Origin of the sequence: Prevotella vespertina (assembly GCF_009728485.1) — a bacterium.
Classification (GTDB): domain Bacteria; phylum Bacteroidota; class Bacteroidia; order Bacteroidales; family Bacteroidaceae; genus Prevotella; species Prevotella vespertina.
Genome location: NZ_VVIQ01000004.1, coordinates 188,225 through 200,997 on the forward strand (window position 1 = coordinate 188,225; position 12,773 = coordinate 200,997).

Below are 12,773 nucleotides of genomic sequence, written 5' to 3' on the forward strand. Positions count from 1 at the left end.
GTAGATGTTTAAGATATTCATACGCCGTCCGGTTCTATCTATTGTGATAGCACTGGTCATTGCCTTTATTGGTATTCTTTGTCTTTTCAACCTACCCATCACGCAGTTTCCATCTATCTCACCGCCTAAGGTGAACGTAACTGCTGACTATCCGGGTGCTAACAATGAGTTGTTAGTAAAGTCGGTCATCATTCCTTTGGAGCAAGCCCTCAATGGTGTGCCTGGCATGAAGTATATTGAAAGTGATGCAGGTAACGATGGTGAGGCAGAATTGAACGTGGTCTTCAAACTTGGAACCGACCCTAACGTTGATGCTGTCAACGTACAGAATCGTGTTTCTGCAGCCACTAACAAATTACCACCAGAGGTCATTCGAGAGGGTGTAAAGATCTCCCGTGAGGAGCCAAACATCCTCATGTACATCAATCTCTATAGTGATGATCCCAGTGTCAATCAAGACTTTCTATACAACTACTTCGATATCAACATCTCACCAGAGCTCTTGCGTGTAGATGGTGTGGGCGACCTTGATATCCTCGGAACCCGTAGCTATGCTATGCGCGTTTGGTTACATCCTGACAAGATGGTTGCTTACGGCTTATCAACGGATGATGTGAGCGATGCCTTGGAAGACCAGAATATAGAAGTATCACCTGGTAAACTCGGTGAGAGCGGAGGTACACGTCCACAGGTTAAGGAGTTTGTCTTGAAATATCCTGGGCGTTACACCACTGCCGAACAATATGGTAATATCATCGTCAAGAGTACTTCTGATGGACAAACTGTGCGCTTGAAGGATATTGCCGACATACATCTTGGTAGTGAGGTATATGATATTTATTCCACACTAAATGGTCGTCCTTCTGCCGCTGTGACGTTGAAACAGGCTTACGGAAGTAATGCCAGCAACGTTATCAAGCAGGTGAAACAAACCATGACACGCCTTCAGAAGGACATGCCAAAGGGTATGCATTATGAGATTAGTTACGATATTAGCCGCTTCCTTAACGCTAGTATCGAGAAGGTAATACACACTCTTTTCGAGGCATTCGTGCTTGTTGCCCTCGTAGTCTTCATCTTCCTTGGCGACTGGCGATCGGCTGTTATTCCTGTACTTGCCGTCCCTGTCTCTCTCTTGGGTAGCTTCATTGCGATGTTAGCATTCAACATCACACTCAACATGATATCCCTCTTTGCATTGGTGATGGCTATTGGTATCGTCGTCGATGATGCGATAGTTGTGATTGAGGCAGTGAATGTTCAGATTGCACGAAACAAACTCTCACCAGTCGAAGCGACGGAGAAAGCAATGCAGGAGATATCTGGTGCCATCATTGCTATATCTCTTGTCATGGCATCAGTGTTTATTCCTGTGGCATTCATGGGCGGTCCTGAGGGTATGTTCTATCGTCAGTTCTCTATCACGATGGCTTCAAGTATCCTCTTCTCTGGCTTTGTTGCCCTCACACTAACGCCTGCTCTTTGTGCGTTGATATTGACGAAAGAACAGGAACATAACGTCAAACTCGGACCTATCGGACGCCTCTTAAAGAAGTTCAATACCACTTTCGATGCTGGTAGCAAACGATATGCTAGCTTGCTGCAACACACTGTTAAGCATAAAGCCTTTACAATGATTGCCATCTTAGTGTTCTGTGGGCTTGCCTATTGGGTGAACCTTGGTCTACCTTCAGGATTCATCCCGCAAGAGGATCAAGGTATGATTTATGCTGTCATCGAGACGCCTCCAGGCTCAACCATAGAGCGCACGAACGAGGTTGCTCACCAACTCCTTGCTATTGCCGAGAAGGAGGATGGCATTGAGAGTGTATCTTCTTTGGCTGGTTTTGAGATCCTTTCAGAGGGTACAAGTGCCAACTCTGGTAGCTGTCTAATCAATCTCAAGGACTGGAAACACCGCAAGCGTACAGCCAAAGAGATTATCGAAGACCTCGAACAAAAGTGTAAGGTCATCACGACTGCGAACATTGATTTCTTCGAACCACCATCGATTCCAGGTTATGGAGCAGCCAGTGGATTCGAGTTGAGACTATTAGATAAGACTGGTAATAACGATTATCACCAGATGGAGAAGGTTAGTAAAGACTTCGTAAAGGAGCTTAATAAGCGTCCAGAAATAGGCAACGCCTTTACGTTCTATTCGGCTAGCTTCCCTCAATACATGCTCAACGTCAATGATGCAATGGCGTTACAAAAGGGTGTAGAACCCGGTAAGGCGCTCAATAACTTATCGATATTGGTGGGCTCAGACTATCAAACGGGATTCATCGAATTTGGCAAGCCTTACAAGGTAATTGTGCAAGCCGCACCACAGTATAGGGCGTTCCCAGAGGACTTACTCCATCTCTATGCAAAGAATGATGAGGGCAACATGGTGCCTTATTCAGACTTTATGACGTTGCAGAAGGTGTATGGTATGAGTGAGATTACACGTCATAACCTTTACAACTCATCAGAGGTAACAGGTGCACCAGCACCCGGTTATTCCAGTGGACAGGCTTTGAACGCTATTAGTGAAGTAGCAGAAAAGTCCTTACCAAAGGGTTATGACTATGATTGGGCTGGTATTTCAAAGGATGAAGTGGACCAAGGTAACACCGCTGTTATCATCTTCATCGTCTGTCTTGTCTTCGTTTACCTCATCTTGGCAGCGCAGTATGAGAACTTCCTATTGCCTCTTCCAGTCATTATCTTCCTACCAGTTGGTGTCTTCGGAGCCTTCTTGTTACTGAAAATATGTGGCTTGGAAAATAACATCTATGCGCAGATTGCACTTGTCATGCTTATCGGTCTATTGGGTAAGAACGCTGTGTTAATGGTTGAATATGCCGTACAACGAAAGAATCTCGGACAGCCTATTCTGCATGCAGCAATCGAAGGTGCGGTAGCGAGATTCCGCCCTATTCTGATGACAAGTATCGCTTTCATCGCTGGTTTGATCCCACTCGTCTTTGCTTCGGGAGCTGGTGCTATTGGTAACAAAACCATTGGTACTGCCGCAGTGGGCGGTATGTTAATTGGTACGTTATTTGGTCTTTTGCTCATCCCAGGGCTTTACAATATCTTTGCATCTATGGCGGACAAGATCGTTCACTACCAGAAAGACAAGCCATTAAGCGAAGAGAAGGACAAACGTTACCACAAGGAAAAATCTAAAGAGGAATCAGAATGATGAAAAAGAACCATAGACAGTTACACATTATATATAATATAGCAGCCCTGCTGGGGCTGTTATCTCTCGCAGCATGTAAGACTCCGCAAGCGACCTTACCGAAGGACATCATCAAAGCAAGCCTCCCTGTTGCAACAAGTGACACGGTGAGTGCCATCCCTGTTTGGCGTGATTTCTTCCAGGATGAGACGCTCCGTGCACTCATCGACACGGCTTTGAACAATAATCAAGACCTAAAGATAACCTTGCAGGAGATGGCTATTGCGAAGAGTAATATCCTAGCCAAACGTGGGCAGATGTTGCCTTCCATCACGGCAAACATGTCTGTTGGTGCATCGAAGGTGGGACGTTATACGGCTGACGGAGCGGGTAACGTGGGTACGCAAATCACACCTGGTCATAACATCCCAACCGTCACACCAGATATAGCACCTAGTTTGCAACTCAACTGGACGATTGACCTTTGGAATCAACTCAATAGTGATAAGCGTGCAGCAGTCGAACGTTACCTTGCTTCGGAGGATGGTCAACGCACGCTAAAGAGCCAGTTGGTGGCTGATGTAGCAGAGAATTACTACTCGTTATTGGCGTTAGATAATAAGCTGGATATCATGTTGCAATACATTAAGTTACAACAGAAAGCGGTGCAGATAGCCCGTGTTCAGAAGGAAGCAGACGCTGATACGCAATTAGCAGTGGAGAAGTTTGAGGCCGAGCTAGCGAAGGCGTCAGCTGAAGAATACGAACTCCGACAGGCTATCACAGAGACGGAAAACAACCTGAATATGCTACTTGGACGTTATCCAACGCCTATTCTCCGCAACAAAGAGAACCTAATGAATAGGCAGGTACCCACGTCCTTGCAGACTATTCCTACGAGTCTCTTACTCAAACGACCTGATGTTGTACAGGCAGAGCACCAACTTGAGGCAGCAAAATGGGATGTTGACGTAGCCCGCAAGGCTTTCCTTCCCTCACTGAACGTGTCGGCTTCGCTTGGTTTAGATGCTTTCAACCCTAAGTATCTATTGCATTTACCGAAGTCGTTAGCCTTTGGTGTCATCGGTGGACTGGCTGCTCCTATCATCAACAAGAAGGCTATTCAGGCGAATTTCGATCAAGCAAATGCCTTGCAACTAGAGGCTCTTTACAATTATGATAAGGTGTTGCTATCGGCTTATAGTGATATGACTACCTTGCAGGCAAAGGCTCATAACCTTGCACAATATCAGGCGTTGAAGGTGAAACAGGCGGATGCTCTTTCGAAGGCGGTCATCGCTGCCCAGCAACTCTACACCTATAACCGCGCAACCTACCTAGAGGTTCTCGATAGCGAACGCGAACAACTCGATTGCCAAGTAGAGCTTGTTGACACGCAGTTACGCCAACTCTCTACACTAATCGACCTATATAGAGGGTACTTCTAAAGGCTCAAGACATAGCAAAAAAAAGCCTCTCCCCCATCCCATCTACAGCCTCTCCCCCACCCCCTCTCCGAATGGAGAGGGGAGTGAAGACTGCTGTTTGCAAATAAAGGGGGCGTTTCTTCGATGCAAGGAAAGCCTCTCTTCGATAGGAAGAAACGCCTTTCTCGATTGGAGAAAGGCGTTTCCTTAATTCTACTAAAAAGCCTCCCCAAACCCCTCCAAAGGAGGGGATGTCATTCCCAAAAGCCTATCTTTGCATCAAAGAAACGCCCTCTTTGTATTAAGAGTGCCTTTTCCTAGCTAGCTCCCGTTAGGCTCTCCCCTCCCTTCGGAGGGGTTGGGGGAGGCTTTTCCATTCGGAGAGGGGACGGGGGAGAGGCTGTAGAAGGGTTGGTGGGAGGCTGTTATTCCGTCTTTACTTACCGATACAGAAGTGCTTAAAGATATTCCCCAACACCTCATTCGGAGTAATTTGTCCACCCGTGATATCGGCTAGTTCGTCGAGACAAATGCGGAGATCCTCACTGATAAGATCACCTGAAAGACTCATAGAGAGGGCATCTATCACACGAAGAATCGACTCGTCGGCACGAGTGAGTGCTTCGTAATGGCGAACGGAAGTGATAATTACACTGTTCTCATTGATCTCTGGGATATTAGCAGAGGCGTAGATAAGTTGCTCCAGTTGGTCGATATTACGCTTATACTTGGCAGATATACTAACTATCTGGCAGTGGCTATCGCCTACCGAAAGCTCTTCCGCAGTCGTCTCGTCCACTTTGTTGCGCACAAGGATAAGGCTCTTTCCCTCACAACAAGCCTGCATCTCAGATAGTTCCGATAGACTAGGAGTAGCATCAACCACCCACAAGATGATACGAGCCTCTGCCAGTTTCTTATACGATCGTTCGATTCCGAGTTGCTCAACCTGGTCGTCCGTGTTACGCAAACCAGCTGTGTCAATGAAACGGAAGGTAATCCCTTGTATCTCTGTTGTGTCCTCAATGACATCGCGGGTAGTACCATGAATATTTGAGACAATCGCTTTCTCCTCATGTAACAAGCAATTCAAGAGCGTTGATTTACCCACATTTGTCTTGCCAATGATGGCTACTGGCACCCCACGCTTCAGTGCATTACCTGTTTCAAACGACCTGATAAGCACCGAGATACGCTCGTGTATTGTTTCAGCCAACGCCTTCAACTCCCCTCTATCAGCAAACTCTAGCTCCTCATGATCGGAGAAGTCGAGCTCTAACTCAAGTAGGGATGTCATCTTCAAGAGCTGATCTCGTAGCTTGGAAAGCTCCGAACTGAAGTGACCCTTCAGTTGGCTCAATGCCACTTGATGTGATGCTCTGTTCGTCGCAGCAATCAAGTCGGCAACAGCCTCAGCCTGACTCAAGTCCATCTTACCATTCAGATACGCCCGTTGGGTGTACTCTCCTGGTCGAGCCTGTCGACATCCAGCATCAATGAGAGCCTTTACCACCTGATTAAGAACGTATGCCGAACCATGACACGAGATCTCCGTACTATCCTCACCAGTATAACTATGCGGTGCACGGAACACACTCACAAGGACATCGTCAATCTCTTTTCCGTCCTTACCAACAATCTCACCATAGTGTAACGTGTTCCCTTTGGCTTCGTGGAGCGGCTTCTTTCCCACCCCACGAAAGACCTTCTCCGTCAGTTCTATTGCTTTCGCTCCACTCACACGCACCACTCCAATGGCTCCACCGGGCTGCGTTGCGAGTGCTGTTATCGTATCTGTTGATATTGAAGAAATCGTGTCTAATATCATAAAATCATATATTAATATCCAGTAGCAGGGGTACATTACACGACCCCTCCACCTCTTGAAGAGGATAACAATCTACTACCTTCCCCATTAATTGCTTACTTATAAGGAACAAGTCAATCCTATATCCTTCCTTATTTATCCTGTACTCCCCTCCGAAAGGGTAATATGTGAAACCCTCCTGTTGCTTATCAGGGTGCAAATATCTATACACGTCCACCAAAGTCTCCGCCTGCATAAAATGCTCGAAATCGATATGCTCTTGTCTTGTAAAGCATGCGGTCGACTTGACAGACATATTATCAAAAGCATCAATATCCCGTTGGACGATATTAAAATCACCACAGATAATACAAGGCTTATGGGCTTGTAACTGATGAATAATGTGTTGGAAAGATTCAAACCAATCGTGCCGATACATTCGTGTCGACTGCTCCTTACCAGCATAAGGCACATATACACCAACGACATACACACTTTCTAGTTCTGCAACTATTATGTGTTCCCGTTTATAAACGCCTTTGAAACTATCGTTCAAAGTGTTTCCCTGCTTCAAGGATTTGGTGAATAACGCCGTACCAAGGTGTGCAGCATCATCTGCCTCATTCCATATTTGATGATAACCAACGATATTGAAGCATGCATCTATCGTCTTTATCTTGGTTTCCTGTAGGCAAACTATGTCTGGTTCCCAGCTTTCCAACATTGAAAGAAAGGCTGAAAATGCCGACCGAATACCAAATATATTCCAAGAGATAATGCGCATTAAGAGAATTGCCTTATCTTTTCTTCATCTAATAACACCCATTGCTTCACATTATTATATACGCTCAAGGACAAGAGTAATCAGTCCGTCGATGGTGTTCTTATAGTTTGCATTCGCCTCCTTAGCCAATCGGTTGGCAATAACCATGCAACAGGTGACAGCCTTATGACCCATGAGTGTTGCCAAACCAGCCAACGCTGACGACTCCATCTCAAAGTTCGTCACACGCATACCATCGTATTCAAACTTCTGAATCTTCGTATTTAGCATTGGATCTTGCAGTGGTAAGCGCAATTCGCGACCCTGCGGACCAAAGAAACCACCGCAGGCTATGGTTACACCTCGCACCATATCGTCGCCCGCAATACGCTCAAGTAACTCGTTATCAGCGCATGCCACGTAAGGATTACCCATCTGCATATCCCATTGCACTTGCTCTTTAAACGCTTGTTCAAAGGCTAAGTCGCTTGCTTGATTGCGCCCTGCATAGAAGTTCAGAAGCCCATCAAAGCCAATACTCTTGGCTGATGCGATGTAAGTACCTACTGGTGTGTTAGGCTGCAAACCACCACATGTACCAATGCGAACCAATGATAACTGTCTTAATTGTTCGTTTTCATAACGTGTCTGAAAGTCGATATTTACCAAAGCATCAAGTTCGTTAAGAACGATGTCAATGTTATCACAACCAATACCCGTACTCACTACCGTTATACGCTTGCGATGGTAAGTACCCGTAATGGCTCTAAATTCACGGTTAGAAACCTCACACTCAATGTCTTCAAAGTGTGATGCCACGAGTGCCACACGCCCTGGATCGCCCACAAGTATCACTTTTTCTGCAAGATCTTTAGGCTTTAAATGTAGGTGGAAAACACTTCCATCACTATTGATAATCAGCTCTGAGGGGGCAAAATACTTCTTCTCCATATCAAAAGGTGTTTTGGTAAAAATATTGACTACTGTTTGTTAACTGACAAAGATACGTATAAAAGTGGAAAGAAACAAGTTTTTTCATATAGAAAGCGTATGTTTCTTTCATTCAAAGGTAAGCTACAACAAGGCTAGGAGTAATATTTATCACAGCGAATCACGTATGATTACAAGTTCTTGTAACGCTTTATAGGATAGCCCAGAGGCTGCAACAAGAACATCGGGAGAGCCTCACAAGATACATCGAAGCAACCACATAAAATCGAACAGCCCCACAGGTGGAAAGGAAGAGACGCCCTTCTTGCAGGAAAGAGAGCCTCCCTTCACAGCAAGGAGAGGCTCTCTTGCTAACGACGAAACGCCCTTCTCTATAACGCATAACGCCTCGATGGGAGCATAAAATTATGCAAATTATACTAACGTAAGCAATGATTCTAATAAAAAATATCTATCTTTGCAGAAATAATAACCAATTAATGGTATAATACATGGAGTTTTCTGCAAAACAGATAGCGCAATTCATACAAGGACGTGTTGATGGTGACGAGAATAAAACCATCCATACTTTCGCCAAGATAGAGGATGGAAAAGAGGGAGCAATCTCTTTTCTTGCCAATCCAAAATACACACATTATTTATATGAGACGGCTTCGTCAATCGTTCTCGTTGATGAGGACATTCAGTTGGAGAAGCCCGTTAAAGCCACATTGATACGTGTTAAGAATGCACGTGATTGTGTTGCGAAGTTGTTGCAGTTATATGAGAGCATGAAACCTAAGCGTCAGGGCATTGACAGCTTGGCTTTTGTTTCGCCAAAAGCAACCATCGGTAAGGATGTTTATATTGGTGCCTTTGCATACGTAGGGGACGATGTGACGGTGGGAGATGGCTGTCAGATTTATCCTCATGCAACGATAATGGAAGGCGTAGAGATGGGTAAGAACTGTATTATCTACCCTAATGCTAGCATTTACCAAGGCTGTAAGTTGGGCGATAGAGTTATCCTCCATTCAGGCGCAGTGGTGGGTGCTGATGGTTTCGGATTCGCTCCTAACGCAGAAACAAATAGTTATGACAAGATACCACAGATAGGTATTGTGACCTTAGAGGACGATGTTGAGATTGGAGCAAACACTTGTGTGGACCGCTCAACGATGGGTAGCACCTATGTTCGTAAGGGTGTTAAACTGGATAACCTCGTGCAGATTGCACACAACACAGACATTGGCGAGAACACAGTCATGTCTGCCCAAGTGGGTATCGCAGGCTCTACAAAGGTGGGGCAGTGGTGCATGTTCGGTGGACAAGTGGGCATTGCAGGGCATATAGAGATAGGTGATAAGGTTTTCCTAGGCGCACAGTCAGGTGCACCTGGAAGTTTGAAGGCTAACCAACAACTGATTGGTACACCTCCAATGGAGCAACGCTCTTACTTTAAGTCGCAAGCCATCTTCCGCAGACTGCCTGAGATGTACAAGCAACTAAGCGACTTGCAGAAAGAAATAGACCAATTGAAAAAGAACAGATAACATTCATGGATACAATAAAGCAGAAGACATTAAAAGGGAGTTTCTCGCTCTTTGGCAAGGGACTTCACACTGGTTTGAGTCTTACCGTAACGTTTAATCCCGCTCCAGAGAATACTGGCTACAAGATACAACGTATAGACCTTGAAGGGCAGCCAATCATCGATGCCGTTGCAGAGAATGTAGTGGATACACAGCGCGGAACGGTCTTGGCAAAGGGTGAGGCACGTGTAAGTACCATAGAGCATGGTATGTCTGCCCTATATGCAATGGGCATTGACAACTGCTTGATACAGATAAACGGACCAGAGTTCCCTATCCTCGATGGTTCTGCAACGATGTATGTTAATAAGATCAAGGAGGTGGGCATTGTTGATCAAGCAGCCCCGAAGGACTATTACATCATACGGAAAAAGATAGAGATAAAGGAGGCGAACGGGTCAGTAATTACTATCTTGCCTGACGACGAGTTCTCTATTACTGCCATGTGTAACTTTGATTCAAAGTTTATCAGCAGTCAGTTCGCTACGTTGGACGACTTTGGTACCTACGAAGAGGAGATTGCGCCAGCTCGAACCTTCGTCTTTGTGCGTGACATTATGCCGTTATTACAAGCGAACCTCATTAAGGGTGGCGACTTGGATAACGCTATTGTTATCTATGAACAGCAGGTTTCTCAAGAGAAACTAGACCAACTAGCAGACCTCTTGAAAGTGCCTCGCATGGATGCAAATAACATTGGTTACATCCAACATAAGCCTTTGCAGTGGGATAATGAATGTACCCGTCATAAGCTCCTAGATATCATCGGAGACATGGCACTCATAGATAAACCTATCAAGGGACGCATTATTGCAACTCGACCAGGGCACACTGTGAACAATAAGTTTGCGCGTTTAATGCGTAAAGAGATACGTAAGCACGAGGTGCAAGCACCGATTTACGATCCTAATGAAGAGCCTCTCATGGATAACAACCGCATACGTGAGTTGTTGCCACATAGGTACCCCATGCAGTTGGTAGACAAGGTTATCTCCATGGGAGCAAATAGTGTAGTTGGTGTGAAGAATGTCACTAGTAACGAGCCATTCTTTCAAGGTCATTTCCCTCAAGAGCCCGTTATGCCAGGTGTACTTCAGGTAGAGGCAATGGCGCAATGTGGCGGTCTTTTAGTGCTATCACAGCTTGAAGAGCCAGAGAGATGGTCTACTTACTTCTTGAAGATAGACGATGTTAAGTTCCGTCAAAAGGTCGTTCCAGGTGACACTCTCTTGTTCCGTGTGGAGCTATTAGGTCCTGTTCGCCATGGAATTAGCTCAATGAAAGGCTATGTATTTGTCGGTGTCAACGTTGTCACTGAAGCAACGTTTACAGCACAGATAGTGAAGAATAAGTAAGGAGGAGTTTAGGAACTCCTCCCCAAAACATAATGATATGAACCAAATAAGCCCACTTGCCTTTGTTCATCCAGAGGCACAACTAGGTGACAATAACATTATCGGTCCGTTCTGTTACATCGACAAGAACACCGTAATCGGTAGTAATAATGTGTTCCAAAATGGCGTTACCATTCATACTGGAGCACGAATAGGTAATGGCAACGAGATATTCCCTGGAGCTAGTATCTCTACAAAACCTCAGGACTTAAAGTTCCGTGGTGAGGAGACAGAATGCGTCCTTGGAGATAACAACTCCATACGTGAGAACGTTACAATCTCACGTGGTACTGCATCCAAAGGGAGGACTGTTGTGGGGAGTAATAACCTCCTTATGGAGAGTATGCACATAGCACATGACTGTGAAATTGGGTCTGGTGTCATCATCGGTAACTCGACTAAGTTCGCTGGAGAAGTGGTCGTTGAAGACTATGCCATCATATCAGCTAACATCCTTTGTCACCAGTTCTGTCGCATTGGTGGATACGTTATGATACAAGGAGGAAGCCGCTTCTCAATGGATATTCCACCTTATATTATAGTAGGCAAGGAGCCTGCTCGCTATATGGGAGTTAACCTCGTTGGATTGCGCAGACGTGGTTTTACAAACGAACAGATAGAACTCATCCATAACACGTATCGCCTACTTTATAGTACAGGAACGCGTGCTGAGAATATAGCTCGTATAAAGAGTGAACTGCAGGTGACGCCTGAAGTACAGCGAATCATTGACTTCGCAGAGGCTTCACAACGTGGTTTGATTAGGTAAGAGTTTGAAGGAAAAGACATTAATAGTCGTCACGGGACCAACAGGTGTGGGCAAGACGGAGGCAACCTTGCGCCTTGCCGAACACTTTGATGTACCTGTTATCAATGCAGACTCACGTCAGATCTTCTCTGAAATACCCATCGGAACAGCCGCACCAACGGCTGCTCAACAGGCACGAGTGCGTCATTACTTCGTTGGGAATCATCACTTAGAGGACTACTATTCGGCAAGTCTGTTTGAAGAGGATGTTTTGAAGATTATTAATGAGGCTTCGTCAAAGGTTTCCTTACTATCGGGTGGGTCAATGATGTATATCGATGCGGTTTGTAAAGGTATTGATGACATTCCAACCATACGCCCAGAAGTGCGGCAGGAGATGATGCAACTCCTTGAGAGTGAAGGCTTAGGAAAGATGTGCGAGTTGCTTCATAAATGGGATCCAGAGCACTGGGCTGTAGTCGACAGGAACAATCCTCGACGGGTTATTCATGCTCTTGAAATATGCAAACAGACGGGTAGAACCTATACATCCTTCCGTTCTAATACCATCAAAAAACGTCCTTTTGATATTATCAAAATTGGTTTGAATCGTGATCGTGAGACCCTCTATCAACGTATCAATCAGCGAGTTTTGCAGATGATAGACGATGGTATGATCGAAGAAGCGCAATGCGTCTATCCGAAGAGAATGCTCAATTCGCTTAACACGGTGGGCTATAAGGAACTATTTGAGTATCTTGACGGATTGACAACACTTGATGAAGCGATCTTTAAGATACAAAGTAATACCCGTCGCTATGCCCGCAAACAGCTCACATGGTACAAGCGTGATGCGGAAATGACGTGGTTTTCACCTGATAACATTGAAGAAATCTTAAATTATCTATCGACTATCTCCCTGTAAGCAAGTAAATAACTA

At 45.3% G+C, this 12,773-nt stretch carries 9 protein-coding genes; 6 read left to right on the plus strand and 3 right to left on the minus strand.

Annotated elements, in window-relative coordinates:
- Positions 1-4 precede the first annotated feature (4 nt).
- Positions 5-3,193, plus strand: coding sequence for an efflux RND transporter permease subunit (locus tag F0475_RS05480; RefSeq protein ID WP_155715825.1), 3,189 nt, complete (start codon positions 5-7; stop codon positions 3,191-3,193).
- Entirely contained in the window at positions 3,190-4,620 is a 1,431-nt protein-coding gene (locus F0475_RS05485) for a TolC family protein (RefSeq protein WP_155715826.1), read from the plus strand. Before F0475_RS05480 ends, F0475_RS05485 begins: the two co-directional genes overlap by 4 nt.
- Positions 4,621-5,035: 415 nt before the next feature.
- Here the strand turns inward: F0475_RS05485 and mnmE are convergent, their stop codons facing one another.
- Genes mnmE through F0475_RS05500 form a run of 3 tightly spaced genes read right to left on the minus strand, consistent with a single transcriptional unit; the run spans position 5,036 to position 8,120 of the window.
- Positions 5,036-6,427: a tRNA uridine-5-carboxymethylaminomethyl(34) synthesis GTPase MnmE gene (mnmE, locus tag F0475_RS05490; protein ID WP_155715827.1), complete on the minus strand. Its 1,392-nt coding sequence runs from the start codon at positions 6,425-6,427 to the stop codon at positions 5,036-5,038.
- A 4-nt stretch (positions 6,428-6,431) separates the two neighbouring features.
- On the minus strand, positions 6,432-7,190 hold the full coding sequence (locus tag F0475_RS05495) for an exodeoxyribonuclease III (RefSeq protein WP_155715828.1): 759 nt from the start codon (positions 7,188-7,190) through the stop codon (positions 6,432-6,434).
- 54 nt (positions 7,191-7,244) lie between these two features.
- The gene (locus F0475_RS05500; protein ID WP_155715829.1) at positions 7,245-8,120 is read right to left on the minus strand and encodes a nucleoside phosphorylase; all 876 of its coding nucleotides are present in this window, start codon (positions 8,118-8,120) and stop codon (positions 7,245-7,247) included.
- 491 nt (positions 8,121-8,611) lie between these two features.
- Between F0475_RS05500 and lpxD the strand changes: the two genes are divergently transcribed.
- From lpxD to miaA, 4 genes are read left to right on the plus strand one after another with little or no spacing between them, the layout of a single operon-like run.
- Positions 8,612-9,652: a UDP-3-O-(3-hydroxymyristoyl)glucosamine N-acyltransferase gene (gene lpxD, locus F0475_RS05505; protein WP_155715830.1), complete on the plus strand. Its 1,041-nt coding sequence runs from the start codon at positions 8,612-8,614 to the stop codon at positions 9,650-9,652.
- 5 nt (positions 9,653-9,657) lie between these two features.
- A complete protein-coding gene (locus F0475_RS05510; protein WP_155715831.1) occupies positions 9,658-11,046 on the plus strand; it encodes a bifunctional UDP-3-O-[3-hydroxymyristoyl] N-acetylglucosamine deacetylase/3-hydroxyacyl-ACP dehydratase in 1,389 nt (462 codons plus the stop codon).
- 37 nt (positions 11,047-11,083) lie between these two features.
- Positions 11,084-11,854, plus strand: a complete 771-nt coding sequence (gene lpxA / locus F0475_RS05515; RefSeq protein WP_155715832.1) for an acyl-ACP--UDP-N-acetylglucosamine O-acyltransferase — start codon at positions 11,084-11,086, stop codon at positions 11,852-11,854.
- Positions 11,855-11,858: 4 nt separating this feature from the next.
- Positions 11,859-12,758 carry a tRNA (adenosine(37)-N6)-dimethylallyltransferase MiaA gene (miaA, locus tag F0475_RS05520; protein WP_155715833.1) on the plus strand — a complete coding sequence of 300 codons (900 nt, stop codon included), beginning with the start codon at positions 11,859-11,861 and terminating at the stop codon, positions 12,756-12,758.
- The last annotated feature ends 15 nt before the right edge of the window (positions 12,759-12,773 follow it).

Excerpts from the sequence above, each read along its gene's own strand:
- F0475_RS05480 (WP_155715825.1), top strand. The coding sequence starts at position 5 with ATGTTTAAGATATTCATACGCCGTCCGGTTCTATCTATTGTGATAGCA.
- F0475_RS05485 (WP_155715826.1), top strand. The coding sequence starts at position 3,190 with ATGATGAAAAAGAACCATAGACAGTTACACATTATATATAATATAGCA.
- mnmE (WP_155715827.1), bottom strand. The coding sequence starts at position 6,427 with ATGATATTAGACACGATTTCTTCAATATCAACAGATACGATAACAGCA.
- F0475_RS05495 (WP_155715828.1), bottom strand. The coding sequence starts at position 7,190 with ATGCGCATTATCTCTTGGAATATATTTGGTATTCGGTCGGCATTTTCA.
- F0475_RS05500 (WP_155715829.1), bottom strand. The coding sequence starts at position 8,120 with ATGGAGAAGAAGTATTTTGCCCCCTCAGAGCTGATTATCAATAGTGAT.
- lpxD (WP_155715830.1), top strand. The coding sequence starts at position 8,612 with ATGGAGTTTTCTGCAAAACAGATAGCGCAATTCATACAAGGACGTGTT.
- F0475_RS05510 (WP_155715831.1), top strand. The coding sequence starts at position 9,658 with ATGGATACAATAAAGCAGAAGACATTAAAAGGGAGTTTCTCGCTCTTT.
- lpxA (WP_155715832.1), top strand. The coding sequence starts at position 11,084 with ATGAACCAAATAAGCCCACTTGCCTTTGTTCATCCAGAGGCACAACTA.